This window comes from Bacteroidetes Order II. bacterium (genome assembly GCA_016788705.1).
Lineage (GTDB): Bacteria > Bacteroidota > Rhodothermia > Rhodothermales > UBA2364 > UBA2364.
In genome coordinates, this window is the sequence record JAEUSQ010000018.1 from 77,177 (window position 1) to 95,275 (window position 18,099).

At 45.2% G+C, this 18,099-nt stretch carries 14 protein-coding genes; 6 read left to right on the top strand and 8 right to left on the bottom strand.

The window, feature by feature from the left end; genetic code table 11:
* Window positions 1-18 precede the first annotated feature (18 nt).
* From JNN12_04135 to JNN12_04160, 6 genes are all read right to left on the bottom strand, one after another.
* Window positions 19-1,059, bottom strand: coding sequence for a hypothetical protein (locus JNN12_04135; protein ID MBL7977506.1), 1,041 nt, complete (start codon window positions 1,057-1,059; stop codon window positions 19-21).
* A 60-nt stretch (window positions 1,060-1,119) separates the two neighbouring features.
* A complete protein-coding gene (locus tag JNN12_04140; GenBank protein ID MBL7977507.1) occupies window positions 1,120-2,412 on the bottom strand; it encodes a hypothetical protein in 1,293 nt (430 codons plus the stop codon).
* Between the two features lie 3 nt (window positions 2,413-2,415).
* On the bottom strand, window positions 2,416-4,620 hold the full coding sequence (gene cas3 / locus JNN12_04145; protein MBL7977508.1) for a CRISPR-associated helicase Cas3': 2,205 nt from the start codon (window positions 4,618-4,620) through the stop codon (window positions 2,416-2,418).
* Complete coding sequence (locus tag JNN12_04150) at window positions 4,617-5,198, bottom strand: hypothetical protein (GenBank protein ID MBL7977509.1); 582 nt, start codon at window positions 5,196-5,198, stop codon at window positions 4,617-4,619. Before JNN12_04150 ends, cas3 begins: the two co-directional genes overlap by 4 nt.
* 33 nt (window positions 5,199-5,231) lie before the next feature.
* Window positions 5,232-5,900 carry a CRISPR-associated endoribonuclease Cas6 gene (gene cas6, locus JNN12_04155; protein MBL7977510.1) on the bottom strand — a complete coding sequence of 223 codons (669 nt, stop codon included), beginning with the start codon at window positions 5,898-5,900 and terminating at the stop codon, window positions 5,232-5,234.
* A gap of 95 nt (window positions 5,901-5,995) precedes the next feature.
* The gene (locus JNN12_04160; protein ID MBL7977511.1) at window positions 5,996-6,961 is read right to left on the bottom strand and encodes a WYL domain-containing protein; all 966 of its coding nucleotides are present in this window, start codon (window positions 6,959-6,961) and stop codon (window positions 5,996-5,998) included.
* Between the two features lie 495 nt (window positions 6,962-7,456).
* Between JNN12_04160 and JNN12_04165 the strand changes: the two genes are divergently transcribed.
* Together JNN12_04165 and JNN12_04170 are read left to right on the top strand one after the other, a co-directional pair.
* Window positions 7,457-9,358: a TonB-dependent receptor gene (locus JNN12_04165; protein ID MBL7977512.1), complete on the top strand. Its 1,902-nt coding sequence runs from the start codon at window positions 7,457-7,459 to the stop codon at window positions 9,356-9,358.
* A 32-nt stretch (window positions 9,359-9,390) separates the two neighbouring features.
* Window positions 9,391-10,218 (top strand): hypothetical protein, encoded by an 828-nt coding sequence (locus JNN12_04170; protein ID MBL7977513.1) that lies wholly within the window; start codon window positions 9,391-9,393, stop codon window positions 10,216-10,218.
* A gap of 182 nt (window positions 10,219-10,400) precedes the next feature.
* Here JNN12_04170 and JNN12_04175 read toward each other — a convergent pair whose 3' ends face one another.
* Window positions 10,401-11,978: an L-serine ammonia-lyase, iron-sulfur-dependent, subunit alpha gene (locus JNN12_04175; protein ID MBL7977514.1), complete on the bottom strand. Its 1,578-nt coding sequence runs from the start codon at window positions 11,976-11,978 to the stop codon at window positions 10,401-10,403.
* Between the two features lie 378 nt (window positions 11,979-12,356).
* Between JNN12_04175 and JNN12_04180 the strand changes: the two genes are divergently transcribed.
* The 3 genes from JNN12_04180 (at window position 12,357) to JNN12_04190 (ending at window position 15,162) form a co-directional block, all read left to right on the top strand.
* Window positions 12,357-13,049, top strand: a complete 693-nt coding sequence (locus JNN12_04180; GenBank protein ID MBL7977515.1) for an AIM24 family protein — start codon at window positions 12,357-12,359, stop codon at window positions 13,047-13,049.
* A 132-nt stretch (window positions 13,050-13,181) separates the two neighbouring features.
* On the top strand, window positions 13,182-14,678 hold the full coding sequence (locus JNN12_04185; protein ID MBL7977516.1) for a glutamate--tRNA ligase: 1,497 nt from the start codon (window positions 13,182-13,184) through the stop codon (window positions 14,676-14,678).
* A gap of 58 nt (window positions 14,679-14,736) precedes the next feature.
* Window positions 14,737-15,162 (top strand): DUF2147 domain-containing protein, encoded by a 426-nt coding sequence (locus JNN12_04190; protein ID MBL7977517.1) that lies wholly within the window; start codon window positions 14,737-14,739, stop codon window positions 15,160-15,162.
* Window positions 15,163-15,273: 111 nt separating this feature from the next.
* Here JNN12_04190 and JNN12_04195 read toward each other — a convergent pair whose 3' ends face one another.
* Window positions 15,274-17,349 (bottom strand): tetratricopeptide repeat protein, encoded by a 2,076-nt coding sequence (locus JNN12_04195; GenBank protein MBL7977518.1) that lies wholly within the window; start codon window positions 17,347-17,349, stop codon window positions 15,274-15,276.
* A gap of 48 nt (window positions 17,350-17,397) precedes the next feature.
* On the opposite strand from JNN12_04195, the gene JNN12_04200 reads away from it, so the two are divergent.
* Window positions 17,398-18,030, top strand: coding sequence for a hypothetical protein (locus tag JNN12_04200; GenBank protein ID MBL7977519.1), 633 nt, complete (start codon window positions 17,398-17,400; stop codon window positions 18,028-18,030).
* Window positions 18,031-18,099: the final 69 nt, after the last annotated feature.

Sequence of the window (18,099 nt, forward strand, 5' to 3'; positions counted from 1 at the left end):
TAAAGGACGTGCTTTGAATTATACGTCGTATTGGTAATATGAGAGTAATTCAATGAGTTTAGTTTCTGCATCTTCTAATGCATCGTCAGACCCACGAACACCTTCTACATAACCACCACAGGCTGGCATGGTAAATAGGTTAACATCTTTGACCTCTCGAACAATCGGAATAGCAGCCTGGCGGGCACTCTCCTCTTTTAAATCAGCCCGAATTGCACTTGCAAGACGGTTTGCATTTGTGCTGATTGCAAAGGCGAGCGTCTCTTGTGGGCTATAGGTTCTGGATTGATTGGTGGAAACACGCCAATTCACCAGAGCATGTGCTAATGCAGGAATAATTTTATCTCTGCGTTCTTTAGGACATACAATGCGAAGCTTGTCATTTGAGACGTTCCAGCCTTTTTCTAACAAACCATCAATCTTGCCTTGAGCGATTTCAGGGTCATGTTGATTGATCGAAACACTAAAAAGAGTACTGAGATCAATAGCAATATCGAATACGAAAAGTCCTGAAGCCCGTGTATTGTCTGGAATCCAAAGGCGACGCGGGAGGGTGCGAGCATTGGACTGAAGAAATGTAAGAATCTCTTCGGAACTCATTTCCTCACCTTTCTCATTCAGTACACGTACCGGATGTTCATCAGGGCGTTCACTTCGATCAAAGGTCAGATTTTCCTTCGGCAATGACGAGAGCAGCGGATGTAAAGGGCGCATTGCCGAAATAGAAAGCGGGCTTCTGCGCTTTACAGTTACAACGCCTGGGCGTGCTTGCATCCAGCCCCCCAATAGTTGATCCGTAAATTGAGGATCGCAAGGAGACCATGGTTCTTTGTTTTCAATGGATTTTTCTTTATTGACTTGGTAATTGAAGGTGATGGGGGCTTGCGGTTCATCCAATATATCTAATAGGGTGTTGAGCAATGAACGCTTGACTTGTTGCCCACTCGAATATGGCACGGATCGCCCAAAAATGGGATCGTAATAGTTCTTTTGTCCGTTTTCGACAACAAAGACGGTATGGTCAACATGGCGCAAACCGCGAATGAAGAGGTATTTCATGGTTATAACTCCTGTTTGTTAAATAAGTATTTGATTTAGCATTGGAATTTTGGTGAGCAACTACTTGTTGCTTTCAATGGCATACTTGAAACGAATCAAGGTCATAAAAAGCGGAAAATGATCTGCTGGCATGAACATGATTTCCGTTACAATGTCATCAAAAAACTGATCATCAAGGCTACCAGATTGAATTGCTTCTTTCAGGTTCTCAATGAATGCTTTTCTGCTACTTGCATCAAGAATCTTATCCACCAAATTCTTTCGTGTAGTTTTGCCTTGTCGGTCTTCCAGTACAAAAGCACGTAAGTGCTTGGCTATTTCCTGGGACTTTTCTAGAAGTTGCTTGTTGTCTAACATAGCTGTAATCCAGGTTTGATAAATGGTAAATGTAATGGCTGTTGCTTCATCCTTAGGTGGCTTGAAGCTCTTCTTGCCTGTCATGATTTCACGCAACTTGGAAGGCTCTAAAGCTTGTAATCCAATGCTGCCAAGCATACAGGCTCGTTTAAAACTGAATTCTGTGTCATAGACATCTTCCAGTTGTTGCTGTGCAATCTCAAACTCAGATAACTTAACAAGATGTGAATAAATCTCATTTAAGCGCTTAACCTGAGGTAAGTTGATTTGGATAAATCCTATGGTCTTGTTCATTTGCCCAAGGCTATACACATAGGCAATAAGATTTTGATTGGGATGTTGGTTGGCCAGTGCAAAGATGACTTTGATCCATGATTGTGTTTTTACTCCTGCTTGATCTCCTTTGGCTTGGAACATGGAATAGTCAAAGCCTAACATGGGTGAGTCTGAATTGAACCTTCTGTTAGAACAATGAGAAAGCCAAACACCATTCCATGTGTTAATTTGATTGCCTTTCTGGTTTGGGGTGTCAATTAATCTGTTTCGGTATTGTTGCCAGCCTTCATAAGTTGCCCAAATCACCTCATTACTGTCAATGAGTATTGAATAGCCGCCTTCAAGACCAATACCTAATCCCGCACCAATCCAAGAAGCATAAGAGTCCTCTGTACTCAGACCAAGGTTTAATGACGTTACCTGACCGGATGTTGTACCGTCAACACCAGATGCTGCTGCTCCCACAAAGGTACTCCCATTAGGAGCGGCCGTTTGAATGAGTTTGTGCAGCTCCATTTTGGTGTTTTTTCGCTTAATCGGGTCACTGGCAAACTTTGAATGTTGAAAAGGAAGCGCATTATGCACATGAAGTAGATAACGCGCGTTATCAAAGAAGAGAGGATAAAAGACGGTGTCAAAGAATGCTTCAACACTTAGATTTGTGTTTTTTCTTTGATTATAGAGGGTTACTAATTTTCGCCCAATGTATGCTGTGTACATAAATCAGATGCTCCGCATATTAAAGGGTTCTGTAGGATCTGTTTTGGGCAGTTGAAGTCCAACCTGTTTACTATACCAGTCATTAGGTATGACCAAAGGCGAGTGCCCAATTTTCTTCAAAGGGTTCTCTGGTACACCTTCTAGCGCAGGCATTTTTCCATATAGGTGTCTTATTGAATTCCACGTGACTGGTATTTCAAAGTTTTGCCTAAACTCATTGCCTGGCTTACGGTATGAACCAACATCCTTATGTCGAATCACACAAGCCGACTCTACTTCCAATACGTCCATGAGCACCGTCCTTGGGTGGTGGCATAAGTTGTAAATAACCCATTGATCTTGCTGGAAAATCAAGTGACCATCTATGCTTACCAGATTGAAGGTTTCATTTGGATAAACACGATCAATTAAGGATTGTAATTCGGTTTCTTTCAGTAATTCGCCTTGGTCAGGTAAGGCTTCAAAACTGCGATCCAGAACGTCTTTCTGGTAAGGGAGGGCACTCTTTGGGTCTTCTGGAGGCGCAATCACATGCACTGGTTTGTAATGCCCAATGCTTTGTTCCGTACGTTTTCTGTTCACGCGACCGAAGCGCTGGATGAGCGCATCTAATGGTGCACAAGCCGTTATCATTCGATCAAAGCTAATGTCCAGACTGACTTCTACAACTTGTGTGGCACACACAATGCAGGGTCCATGGGTTTTGTTGAACTCTTGGATATCATCCTCTAACTTTGCACGGTCTTTACGCCTGAACCGACTATGGATAAGCATTGAGGGGATATCTGGATACTTACTTTTTAGCTCCGTAAACCAAAATTGGGCATCAAGTACCTTGTTTTGGACAATTAAGAGTCGCTCCTTATTTGCGACAGCCTCTTCCACGATATCATAGACTTGTTCTTGCGTTGCTATTTTATAGACCTGATGTCTATTGAATTGTGCCAGCACATGATCCGGTAAGGTGACTTCAAGTACATGTTCATGCCCGCCCAATAAATCAATTATATGATTTTTGAGCAGTGTTGGGATTGTGGCTGTACCTACATGAATTCTACATCCCAAAGCCTTTAAGGTCTTGATGATTTCAAGTACCATTGCTTGAGATTCTTCCCGATATACATGCACTTCGTCTAAGATGACATCTTTTTCTGCCACATCTAATGCAACTGCTTCGTACCCATTCATGCCAAAAATCAAACAGGCTAATTGGTGCGGAGTCATAACCTTTATGCTTGCACCCGGATGCCTTTGAAGATGTGTTTCTTCTAAAGTGTTATCCTTATTCACCGTAATTCTTGAAGCTGCATGAACCCGCCGGATATCTGTTTCAGGTAAATCGTGACGTATTCTATCAAACATTGCATTGATAGAAGCTTGAAAAGGAAGGGTATAAAAAAGCCGTCCTTGGCACCGTCTTAAAAGATAGTCCGTTTTACCTGCACCAGTCGGGGCAATGACAAGCGTGTGTGGTTTATGACTTGAAGCAGAGAGTAGCGAAAGAGGGTAGAGGTTGTGCTTTCGATTTTCATAATATGATAGGTCTGGTTGTTCATAGAAGCGGCTTACAGCATTCATTGTTTGGTGCATACGATCTGATGCAAAGTGATCCGCTCCCATCAATAAACCTCGCCACCGTGACCAACCTGTCTGTAGGTTTTCGCAATAGTTAAGGGTGTAGTTAAACGCCTCCCTCGCTTCTTCAATAGAAATAGGGTTTGTTTTAAGATCAAATGCTTTTGCAACAAGTAAGGCATTGGGCATCCATGTTTCCCATTCTTGAGCATGGCGGTTAAATACGGTTTCTTCACCTCCTATGATTTTTTCAACTAAGTCCAATAGCCCTCTCTCTCTTCTGTCATGTTGAACGGATTTATGGTGTCCAATAACCATCTCAATCAGTACATCCCATTCTTCTTTTGGAAAAAGAGGAAGAAATAAGATGGAGGAAATTTCATGACGATGAGGACATGCTGTATTCTCGGCTAAATCCGCTTCCGTTAACTGATCTGAAACCACCTTTTGAAAAAAAGGATGGGACTTGCCTAGATCATGTAAGATCGCTCCTTTTTTAGCCAATGAAACGTCGAAGCCATGTATAGGACTTAAATGAAAACTCATGTGTTCAATGGCTTGCGTCACATGCAAGGTGTGATCGAACAAGGTTAAATTACCCTGGTCAATGCTTTTTGCTAATAAAGGCTTCATGACAGGGTCCGTGTGTTTTTGTCTAATGGGTTTCCTGAAATTCTCAGGCTCCCATACATGGGTTTTGCTTCTTCAAAGCGGCTAAAACCAACAAGGAAAGACGTATCTGATTGCCCGAATAAGAGTTCAAAGCCGCTTAGCGCATCGAATTCATCAGGTGTTAGGACAAAGATGTCTTCTTCTGGCAACATCACGTCTTCGTTTCGACAAAGGCAAATATGCTGCGATCGTGCCTTTTCTGCATCCTCAATTGTCGGGAAAGCCAGATACAGTATAGGTTCAACCATAACACCTCTTTTGAGAATAGAACGAGGACGACTAACCGTCATGATTTTGTCCTTGCCCTTGCCAGAACTTTTCTCAATGCTCCCCTTCGGTTGGGTCTGTTCTTGCTGAATAGCAATGTTGATATAAGAAATACAATGGCGAAGGATGTCTGAAACCTCTAGCTTGATCTTCATGCCTTCGACAATGCTTGGTGTGAGGAATTGCTGGCTTAATGTTTCCTCATCCCGTACGGCTGTCCATGGCTTGATGAATCCAAACGGGCCTTGGTATTTAACGACGTAGTATTTCATGGTCAGTAGGTTATAAGTTTGTATATCATTGAATTACCGTAGCGCGCCAAAGCCACTGCCGGTGAGGTCTCCTAAGCCGGTTAGCCAGACAAACTTCAGGGTTTCTGGTGTGCCATGTACCCATATTGGGCAATTACTGCCTTTATGCTTTAGGTTCTTGTATTGAATAAGGCGAGGCTTGGCTTTTGGGTAGGCGCGGTCAAAAGCCACCTGCACATTTAAGTGGTCTCCGGTAAAGCCTGCTTTCTCTAATTTGCGGCGGAGGGACAGGGTGAGCAATTCATCAGCTCGTGGATTGTCAAAGAGCAGGTATTCTTTCGTGTTATCGGGTCGTTTGTCTCGTATCAAAATGGGGCTATCGGTATTAAAACGGTACGTAGAGCCAAAATTGGGCGCAGGGCATTCCTGTACTTCAATAACGCGAATCCCTTGTAGCATATCTGGATCGCGAATAATACCCATAATGGCTCGTTTTGCTACTTCAATATCCCAAAAGCTGATCTGCCAAGAAACGCCATGATCGAACCTTAACTGGTTGCCAACTTTTCGGCCACCATTTAATTGTCCGAAGCTATAAAAGGACTGGTCGTTGTGCAGTTGTTCATCATAGCCCATCCATTTGTGGAGCACGCCTTTTAATTTATACGTATAGTCAAAGTCCAATCCATTTCTTGGGGGGCTTGCTTTAAGTAGGATTCTCATAGTGATACCCTAAGGTTTAATTAATGGGTTTAGGAGTGATTTAAGAGCAATAACGAGCGCGTGTAGGTGATCATACACTTTATGACAACTGTTTTTTACCTTTCATAACTTTCCATTACAGATTTTGCCTCTTCCAAAAGCCTTATTTGCATTTTCTTGGGTTGGATCACCTTTATCTTTGCTCCCCAAGAGCGGAGGAAAGCAGCTACCTCGTCGTCATTGGTAACCAAGAACCTAACGATCAGGCTCCCGTCTTCGTTTTCGGCAAGTACTTCTTGCGAGGCATGGTATTTTTTGGTTTTAAAGTAGGTTGCAACTTCTTTCAAAGCCTGAATTGTCAGCGTGTAGCGGGTATTTCCGGCCAATTGGCTAAATCGGTCTTTATAGTGCAGGTCGGGATCGAACGCACGTATTTGGGCATCTTCCATTTCTGGCTCCACGTGTAAGACCCGCGAGAATTTAAAATCGAGGTACTTCTTGCGCTGATGACACCATGCTACAAACGTCCATGAAGGAAGGTCTATCATCACCGGATCCACCTTTCGGTCTTGGCTTACCTGTCCACTTCTTCCGGTTTGATAGGCGATGGTTAGGGTTTTATATTCTTTTTTGGCCTTATGGACAGCAAAGAACACTTCTGGGCGCATGTTTTCGAGGGGTGGATCTCCAAACCGAAAGTGGGCTAAGTCTTCGTGTATTTCGGTTTTTGTATCTGCGTCCAATTCCATTTGTTGGTTCAATGCTGCCAGTAACCGATTGATGTCCTTTGCCAGAGGCGTGCGCATCAGTTGTTGCCGTGCAGCATTTAGGGCCATCAATAAAACCAATTGTTCATTTTTGGTAGCCCGAATGAGGGATAAAGATGGTTCACGCTTATCCGCATTGAGTACATAAAAAACCTGTTTGCCCTTTTTTACTTTATTTATCATACCTTGCTTCAATAGGTCGTTGAGGTAGCGATCCAATTGACGAGGAGAACAGCCTACTAAACCAATTAAATCTTGGCGTGAAAGATTTTCTTCTTGGATAATGAACCTTTTGGTTTGCTCGAAATCGCTCATGGGTTCTCTATGTTTTACTATCTGGCCCCGTCATGGCTGAATATAGTATGGATGGGAACAGAACATTAGACTGCTGCATTCGATGTTTGTCTATTGTTGTATTTGGTTGGTATTTTTTGGGGCTATTACAAATTAAGCTGTACAGATGTAAAAATAAAGTAGGAATAAAAATATTCTAGCACTTTGAGACCATTTTTCCTATAGGTCTTTGAGGAGAATCTTTTTTCCAATGCCTTTGTTGCAAGGTAGTCTAATGAAGGACTGTCTAAATCCAATGTGTACAAGGTTTTACCTTAAAGAGAGATCCTCGCTGGAGATTGTTTGGTAGGATTTGTTAAGGTGACGTTTATAAGACTGAAAAATTTGACTTTGAAAAAACATCCGAAAAAGCCATGCCCACAAGAACTTAATGAAGCCGCAAGGAGTGGCGGCTTATTTTGAAGTGTAAGCTTGAATGCCAGAAAACTATTTCTCTTAAACCATTGTTTGTAAAAGATGAAGCCTGTTTTATTTTTGCGAAGAGTTCTGCCATTATTGGTAGTCATGATCTTGGTGTTTGCCGTAGTTCCTCATTCCATTTCACAAAGCCCTGTTTGGCCGGATACGGTGGTCATTACGGCCACGCGGTATCCGGTGGAGAAGCGGCTTACTGGAAGGCGGGTAGAGGTCGTGAGTGCCGAGCAACTCAGAAGCCTTCCCGCAGCGACGGTAGATGAAGTGCTACGCAGTGTGGGGGGGGTGGAGGTACAGTCACGGGGTGGTTTTGGCATACAAAGTGATTTTACGGTACGCGGATCGGGCTTTAATGGTGTCTTGATCCTGATTGATGGGGTTCGGTTTAACGACCCTCAGACGGGCCATTTTGCTTCCGATTTACCCGTTCCTCTGTCTGAAATTGAGCGGATTGAAGTTTTACGTGGCCCTGCATCTGCCCTTTATGGCCCGGATGCACTGGGCGGAGTGGTACATATCATTACTAAAACTACGGCCAATCCGAAGCCCAAGGCTCAGGCACACGCCACATATGGCAACAACGATTACCGAAGTTATGGTGGATTTTATAGCTATAAACTGTTTAATACTCGTTTTGGAGGGGCGCACCAAAGCCAGCGAAGTGACGGCCAAGCGATTGTACTGGCAGACGGATCACCGGTTTTGCGAAAGGGCGTTCCACTGCGCACCGATTTTGACCAACGGGCCTCGACATTCGCCGTTCGCCATCGTTTCGAGAACAGCGTTCTTAACTTTCGGACGGCGTTTGACAAACGGGATTTTAGTGCATGGCATTTTTATTCTGCCTCTCCTGCAGATAGTGCCCGCGAAGCGACCAAAACTTGGTGGAACCAACTGAGCCTATCCCGCGATCTGGGTGAAGGCTCTTGGACACTTTCCGGTGCCTATCGCAAGCACTGGGATGAGTACCGTTTTAACCCAATGAGTCCAGCCAATGAAAGTACCAGTCGTCAGTGGGTGATAAACTGGACAGTCTTGCAGCCAATAGGCGACAAACTCACGGTTTCGGGTGGCATTACAGGCGAGCAGCGCAGTATTACCAGCAACAGCTTGGGCAACCATACAGACCACTTGGGAGGGGTTTTTGCGGCTTTATTGGCGAAACCTTTGAAGCATATGCACATCACTCTTGGCGGGCGTGCAGATTATGATCCGAATTATGGCCTTCAAACTTCTCCTGCTGCCAGTTTGGCATATGCTTTGAACAAAACCACCCTGCGGGCCCATATTGGCCGGGCAATACGTGCGCCGGGATATACCGAACGGTTTTTAAACAGTACCCTGAGCAATCCAATCGGTCGAAATATCGGCAATCCGGATTTAAAGCCAGAGTCTGCTTGGTCGCACGAAGTCGGGGTTGATTATTATGCCACCCCGGTGCTCACCCTTCAGGCCACCGTTTTTGTGCGGGATACGGAAGATTTGATTGATTACACCAAAACCGGCGCCGGAGACCTGAACTGGGTTGCACGGAACATCGTTTCGGTTCAGACAAAAGGGTTTGAGATGGATGCACAGTACCAAAAAAAACTGGGCCGTCGCAGTGATGTGCAGTTAAGTGGGAGTTATACGTTTTTGGATGCCAGTTTTGAGCAAGAACCGGGTGTTTCCTATAAATATGTTTTGAGCAATGCCCGCCAAATATTACAGGCCCAAGCCCGATATACCCGCAACCGAATGACCTACTCGTTGCAACAGTTATGGAAAGCCCCCCTTGTTGGCAAACGGTATGCAGTAACCAACCTACGGGCGGAACTGAAGCCATTCAGGTTGTTTGGTATTCGGTTTTATGGGGAAGTCCGTAACCTGACCAACGAAAAATACACGGAAATATTTGATGCACCCATGCCGCAACGCTGGTGGATGTTTGGCATTCGCTATTAATGATACACATAAACCCTAATTCCTTGTTTTTCATGCGCTTAGTTTCCTTCTTTATTTTATTTCCAGCCTTCGTTTTGGCCCAATCTGCCGACACACAAATGGGTCAAGTTCGTACGACTGACGCTACGGAACTGGTACGTGACCTTACGACTCGCGTGCTTGTTTCCAGTATCCCCAAAAAGCAAAAGCTACCTGTAATTACTTGTGTTCAAACGAGTCCGAATGACGATTCTCAGTGGGTTTGGACCAAATGGGATGGACAATTTGGGTATGTATCAGTTAAAACGATTTCACCTGAGCGCGGTACCAAACTGGAATGCCGGCCATTTCAACGGCTCGCGCAGGCGGTTTATGATGTTGAGCAACCGAAAATTGAAGCGGAAGTGGCCCAACGCAGCAATCGGGATCGCCCATTTTTAGATACCTATCTTTCGTTTGTATGGAATACTTATTTGTCAGAGGGCATGCCCGTGATTCAGGAATTGAATGTTTATGCAGGAGATAAGGCAAATACCTTGAATTTGTATTTCAAGACCTTGAATTGTCATCCCAAACAACCCGTTAAAAATCTTAAACTCTGGGTGACGCCCATAGACCACAAAAACAAAACCCTTACTGCCGCCACCAAGACGATGACCGTAAAAGGCCCGTTTGATCCAGGGTGTGCCACCTCCGAATTTAAATTTATGGGTATTCCAGCGGGTAAAAACCCCAAAGATGCCAAATTAACCCGTATTGAATTTGAGTATGCTGATGGAAAAAAAGTGCAGTTACGAAATAAAGAGGTGGAAAAAGTACTGGGCTGTGGGTTGAAAAAAGAAATTTGTTTGGCCGCATTTGATCGGGCATACGGCGAATGAGTTTTAGGGCATTAATGCCTGGAAAATCCCATAGGGGCCGCATCATACGAGAGGCATAAAAAGTGAAAGAGGTATTCTCTTGGTAATTCAGGGGGGTAAAATCTACCCCTTTGCTAAGGGGAGACAATACTACTCCACTGAAGTTGAGTGAACCATAACCTTCCTTGAAGGATGAGTCCGAATTAACAATTTCGTGCAGGTAAAATGGGCAATGTTTCCAACATGGTTTCGATTGCTTTCGCTGATGCGGTCACAGAAAGCCCGCCAAGATTGGTACACCGAAGGGTGTAGTGAATTTGATCTCCAACAGCCTTCATGGTTTCGATCACTTCGTCTAAAGGAATCAACGCTTCAAAATCCGACAGGGCCATATTGGCACAGGCCAACGCATTAGAGGCCGCCATCACATTACGTCCTAAGCAGGGTGCCTCCACGCGGTTGCCGATGGGGTCGCAGATGACCCCCAAAGAATTTTGTAAGGCCAAAGAAGCCGCAGCAAGTGCTTGTTCCAGTGTGCCCCCACGCAATCCAACAATGGCCGCTGCAGCCATTCCGCCACCGGAGCCGGTCTCTGCCATACACCCACCTACTTCGGCCGCAAAAGTGGCATGGGCTGCAATAAAGACCCCAATAAGGCCGGCGGCCAACATGGCTTTAACGATCTCGTCCTCCTCCACCTGTAGGCCATGTGCCGCACCGAATACCGCGCCCGGCAAGGCTCCGCAAGAGCCTGCTGTCGGGGCGGCAACAATCACCCCCATAGCACTTTTAGCCTCCATCATCGCCGTTACATAGAGGATTATTCGGTTGTTTAGGTCCCCACCCACCAATTGTTGGGTGTCCATTTTTTGTTTAAACAAGGGTGACTGGCTGCCGAGAATGCGGTCTTCATAATGCGTTCCTTGGAGCCCCAATTCAATTGCTGCACCCATAATGCGAACAATTTCGCGCATTTTTTCAAAAACCTCGGCGGGGGATATTTGGCCGCGCGCGCTTTCATAATCAACTGCAAGCTCCCAAAGCGATTTGTTTTTGGGCGCATTATAGGCCAACATTTCGTTACAGGTAATAAACGGTACTTCCATGTTTTTTCGGGCTTTAACGGGAAGTACTGGATGGATAAACTTGAGGTCTGTAACTTCTTCCATTGCATGCAAGGACTCACAGATGACGGCATCCGGAAATGCTTGTGCTTTGATTTTAATAAACGTTGATTCGCCCTCGTGAAAGGTGAGTTCGTCATATGTCATACAAGATTGCAAGAAAGCCAATACCTTGCTTGGTCGTTCGCAAAAAACCAAAGTTTCAAAATAATCTCCTGCCATCGAAACGGCTACCTCATCAATTGAAAGGACTTCTATCATGCCGCCCCCAGTGGAAATCGCTATTAACTGATGGACTTCTTTCGTATTGTGGAGCGTAATTTTATAGGTATTCGGATGGTCGGCTCCAATGTCATGGACTTGAAAAGTAACTTCGATTCCTGCCCACTCAAGGTATTTTTCAGATTCCGGTAATCGTTCATCGAATGCTTCCCACCCCAGAAATCCACCAAATAAACCCATGTCCGAACCTTGGCTTTTATGGGTAGTGGCCAGCGAACCATTGGGGTCAAATTCGATCAAGATGCGCTGCATATCATGGCCCATCAGGTCTCGACAGATGCGGGCAATACGGAGAGAAGCGGCACAATGAGAACTTGAAGGACCTCGCATTACCGGGCCAATGACGTCGTTAAAGATACTGGGATAGGTTGCCATAGGAGGTTGTTATTTTTAGAGATCGTGCATCTCAAACTTCTTCCCACGGCTTCATTGCGGTAGAGGTTAACTAAAATCTGAAGGCACGGTCGTATGCTGTTGAAATGGGTGAAGCCACAAACAATATACCGTTCTTTGTTGCCTAAGGCCAAATAAGCTGAATGCCCGTCAAGGGGAAATGGGGAAAGCGTTTGTACTTTTGGCAGTTCCTTGCCTCAGGATTATTTTCTTTGGAAGTCAGTCAAAAAAAGATGATCATGCGTAGTTAATAAAAAGGGTTTCATCAAACATTTTTGTTTTTGCAAGTTCCAAAATTGTATCATTCACCAAATAATTTTTGATGCTTTAAAAACAGCATCGCTACCAATCATTGTAACCATGAGTGTCTATTCTTTAAAAAATTTCTTAGACCATAGCAGTCAGGATGCCGATTTACCGGAAGCTTTTCAATTAGAAAGTCCTTATATGCTTAAAGTAGATCTTAAGGGGATGGCTTGGATCAAAGCAGGTTCTATGACGGCCTATCGGGGAAAGATTGGTTTCAAGCGTGAGGGCATGTTGGAGCGGGGTTTGGGTATGTTCGTTAAAAAAGCATTAACCGGGGAAGGAGCTTCATTGACTAAAGCCGAAGGGCAAGGGGAATTGTTTTTAGCAGACAGGGGGAAGAAGATTTCGGTGATTTATTTGGAAAATGAAGCAATTTGTGTGAATGGAAACGATGTTCTGGCCTTCGATCCGGATATTCGGTACAACATCACCATGCTCAAAAAAGTAGCAGGTATGCTGGCTGGCGGCTTATTTAATATCCGCCTTGAAGGAACGGGTTATATTGCAATTACCACGCATTACGAACCTTTGACCTTGCGCGTATCACCAGGAATGCCTGTTATTACGGATCCAAATGCGACGGTGGCTTGGGCAGCAAACCTCCAGCCGGAAGTTCGGACGGATTTTACCGTTGGCACGTTTCTGGGGCGGGGCAGCGGAGAGAGCGTTCAGATGGTGTTCTCCGGAGAAGGTTTTGTGGTGGTACAGCCCTATGAAGAAGTGTACTTGCAAGAAACATCCTGAAAACTTTATCGGACTGGTTTCCACTTGAAGAATAGGGTCTATGCCCAATGACATAAAAAATGGTGAATAATATGCTTTTTGGTTGTAAACATATTGCTGAATTTAGCGACTTGACTAAAAAAGACTTATAACATGCGTGTCCGATTTGCCCCCAGTCCAACGGGGTTTTTGCACATTGGCGGTCTGCGGACGGCCCTCTATAATTATCTATTGGCAAAACGCCACAATGGGCAATTTATTCTTCGCATCGAAGACACCGACCAAGCGAGGTTTGTCCCTGAGGCAGAGGCTGATATTCTCCGTTCTTTAGCATGGGCTGGATTGGATTTTGATGAAGGGCCGGGCAAGGAGGCAGGCCATGGTCCTTATTATCAATCGCAGCGTAGCGAGGTCTATCGTGAATATGTGCAGCGTCTTTTGGATAAAGGCCATGCGTATTATGCCTTTGATTCGTCGGTTGATTTGGAGCATATGCGTGAACGGCTAAAAACGGCTGAAAATCCACTGCCAAAATATGACGTTGTCACGCGTCGGCATATGCGGAATAGTTTTTCCATGTCCAAAGAAGCGGTGGAGGCTGCCCTTCAGGTGGGAGAACCGTATGTCATCCGGATGGCTTTGCCTGCGCAAACGGTTGTGCGGTTTAAAGACCAAATACGGGGTGAAGTTGAAATTGGAACCGATCAATTGGATGATCAGGTGCTGATGAAATCTGATGGCCTGCCTACTTACCACTTGGCCAACGTTGTAGATGACCACTTGATGGGCATCACCCACGTCGTGCGTGGAGAAGAATGGTTGCCCTCGACACCCAAGCATGTGTTATTGTATCAGTTTTTTGGGTGGGAAGCACCAGCGTTTGCCCATTTACCGCTGATCCTTAGCCCCAGTGGGGGAAAACTTTCAAAGCGGAAAGCCGAGGAAGCCGGAATTCCGGTGTCGGTGAAGGAATACATCGAGGCGGGATATGAACCAGATGCTTTACTAAATTTTTTGGCGCTCTTGGGTTGGAGTCCTGGAAATGATCAGGAAGTTTTCTCCCTTTCAGCACTTTCTGCCATTTTTTCTTTAGACCGCGTAGGGCAATCGGGCGTTCAATTTAGTATGGACAAACTTCGCTGGTTTAATGCACAGTACCTCAGAATGCGCTCTCCTTCTGAACTCGCGGAACGGCTTCAGCCCTACGCCGCAGGTCGAAATTTGGATTTATCCGCATTGGAAGCCATTGCCAAAATGATGCAAGAACGAATTCATTTCGCTTCCGAAGCCATCGAGCAAGCGCCTTTTTTGTTTGCTCCGCCCTCGCGTTATGAAGACAAGCCCCTCAAAAAGGCATGGAAGATGCATACCCCGGAATTATTAACCACTTTTTCCGAAGTTTTGGAACGAGAGACCAATTTTACCGCTGAACACCTCGACGAGGTCTTACATCAGTTTGCCGAATCAAGGCAAGTAGGTTTAGGTGCGGTGATGCTACCCGTGCGCTTGGCTTTAACGGGAGCAGGAGGAGGTCCCAGCCTGTTTGAAATTATGGCCTTTTTGGGTAAAACCGAAACCATCAACCGAATTTCAAGGGCTTCTATACAGATGCCCAGCCAATTATCCACAGGTCCTGTGTCTGGCATTTGATTGGGTTCATTTTTCTTTGTACCTTATAAATGCCTTCATTTTAAACCAAATAATCATCATGAAAAAAATATTGCATTTACTTCCCCTGTTATTGCTCACTTTTTTGGCGCAAGGCGTATTGGCCCAAAGTCCTGTTGGAAAATGGCGTACTATTGACGATGAAGAGCAAGGCAAAGAAAAATCTGTGGTTAAGCTCTACGAAAAAGATGGTGTGATTTATGGGGTGGTCGAAAAATTAACCGACCCTAAAGCCAAACGAATTTGTGATGCCTGCTCCGGCGACAAAAAAAACAAGCCGATTGAAGGAATGCAAATTCTTTGGGGACTTAAAAAAACCGGAAAGGAATGGGGAGATGGATATATTCTGGATCCCAAAAATGGTAAAATCTACAAAGCCCGTGTTTGGGTAGAGGGTCAAAACCTGAAAGTACGCGGCTATATTGGGCCGTTCTTCCGGACGCAAACATGGTATCCGGTAAAATAATCCAACTTAACCCAAACCCCGGCTCGTTGAGTCGGGGTTTGGGTTATTTTTGCCAGTATTTTTATTAATGGGGCAAAACCTTACTGTCTATACAAGTAAAGCCTAAAGGAGTTAAAGTTGCCTTAGATACAACTGTGCTTGTTGATCATTAGGATTCAGGCGCAAAACCTTTTGGAACATTTCTTTGGCTTTCGCTTTATTGCCTTTTTGCAAATAGATATAGCCAATATTGCCGTAAATACTGGAGTTTTGGCTGTCCACGCGGGAGGCTCGTTCTAAATACCCAAGAGCGGTATCGGGCTGCTTGGTCAGAATGAGTGCCCCGCCGAGGTTTACCAATGCCTTTGTATGATTAGGGTCTAACTGGACGGCCTTGGTTAGTGCTTGTACAGCCGACGGATAATTTTGTTTTTGCATGTGCAAGAAGCCGAGGTTATTCCATAAGTCGGCAAAATGGATTGGATTTTTTTGAAGGGCCTTCTCGATGACAGCAATGGCTCTATCCACATTTCCCGAAAGGGCAAGGGCGTTGGCATACTTGCGCTGGGCTTCGATGAATAAGGGCTGAAGGGTTGCCGCAGATTTATAGGCGGCCAATGCGCCTGATGAATCGTTTTTCTTTTCCCGTGCAACTCCAAGCCAATAGGCCATGAACGCATTTTCTGGTTCTTCCCGAATACCTTTTTCTAAGGTAATAATGGCATTACTCAGGTTGCCTTGTTCGAGATAGGCACGACCCAATGTAAGGCGGGCCTCCTGAATATTTGCACCCTCCGCGAACCCCTCGGTAGCATAACGAATGACGATGGGTAAATAATCTTTTAATCGGTGCTTTAGGTCGTAGTATTTAAAATATGCAATCGCTGCTTCCAGCTTGGCTTGCCCATTGGTTAGTTTTAGGGATTGGGGATCATTGTTTTCAATTTTGATTAGGGTAAAAGGGGTCGTGCGTTGTTTGCTTTGTTCCATCTCGGCAACGGAGAGGTTTTTCTTGTCTTTAGGGAGGGTTTTACGTATCCAGTGGTCGGTAAAGGTAACGTGCGGAATATCCGAAGTTCCGGACTTCTGCATGTGACATGAAATACAGTTGCCCGTCATGGTCATTTTGGGGTCGTTTTTTCCTTCTGGCCGTTCACACACCACATCTTGCTGGTGGCACGAGATACACTTCTGATTAAAGTAGTCGGTTTCCAGTTCACGTACAGGGGTGTGTGGATCGTGGCAAGTGGTACATGTCATGGTGCTTTTGGCGTAACATGCGCTTTGTGCCAAGCGGGCGCCATGAGAGGCGATACCAAATGTTTCAGGGTCTTTCACCTGTTCTTCGGCCACAAAAATGCTGCGGTGCGTGGAGAGGGGCATTCCGGCCCGAAACGTCATGGGGGTATGTTGCCCCTTGAAAACCATGGTTCCATCCACATGGCATTGCTGACACACCGAAAGTTGTGCTGCTCTACTCAGTTCGGGGCCATTTATAATTGTGGGATCGGGCTTGCCTTTGGGCGGTTCAAAACCTGCCAGTCGGTCTTCTACGTGTTTACTTCCAGGGCCATGACAACGCTCGCACCCTATACCCAAAGCCACCTCCGAAAAGTGGTTCTGGGTGAACGTGGTTCCGGGGGAAAAGTTGTTATGACAGGTCATACATTCCAAATTGATGGGCCGCTCAAACCGTTCATTTCGCTGGGTATAACCCGGACTCATGTCCCATTTTGCTCTTTTAACATACCACGTCAGAGGCATTTCGGTCACATATCCGTTCACATTCATCATATAGGAACGGGTGGCATTTCCTGAACCCACCACATAGTCGGCGCGGTGAATACGTTCATGGATGACTTTTCCAGCAGCATCTTTTTGGTATTCCCGCTGATATAACGAGTCATTTCGGACGAATGCTTCATAGTAGAGGTTGTTCTTTGGGTCATAAATGGGCGGGCCACCAAACTTCTCAGGAGCGGTTCTGGGCACAAACACAGAAACCGACTGCCCCATACCCGTTCGTTTGTACGAGGCATATAAGTCCTCGTGACAACTTTCACAAGCCTTGTCTCCTACAAAGTTGGCTGGAAGGATGGCTCCGTTGACAGGAGTGTTTTCGGGCTTTTTACAAGCAGAAAAGGCCAGAGATATCAGAAGTAGGAACCCTGTAAGGGGGATGTTTTTACTTTTGGTCGTTTGTTGCATCTATTACACGGAATAAATAAAGCAATTTGTCGAAATATAGGCTTCTGCATGTTTGATCACAACGAAATTCCGCCATACAGTTTGCCGCTCTTCGCTTTTTTGCTTGGTCTTCTGATGAGTACCTTGGTTTTTTGGTGGATCAAAAAGCGGAGATGGGATCGGTTCTATATTTCAAGAGCGGCCGTCTCCCTGCAATTTGCCGCATACCAAGACCAAATTAACCAGATGATCTCGAATAAAAAGCCATCTACTGGGTTATCTGAAACACATATTGAAAATGAGTGTTGTGAAACAGAGAATCCAACAGAAGAGAGGTCTGAATATATGAAATCGCTACCTTCACAAATAGATTCTTTAAAAATGGAGCCGGATATGCCTCCTGAAACCATGCCTCCACCACCTTTTTTATCTCTTTCAACCCTCAGCGTATCACCTGAACTATTGCAGTTGAATGGAGATAACCTTACCCTGATCCAGGGAATTACGCCTGAAATGGCCTTGCAATTGAACCGCATTGGTATTACTTCCTTCCGCCAAATTGCGGAATGGACCAGTCTGGATGTACGCCGTGTGGCAGCAGTCCTGAAATTAGATGACCGCATCTTTCAGGAAAACTGGATCGTACAAGCGCAATCGCTCTACTTCGAGCGGACTCACAATAGATTTCGTTTTGGGAAATAATGCTTAGTGTATAGAAATAATGCTTAGTGTTTAGGAAAAGGGAAGCCCGGTGTCTAACAAAAATAGATA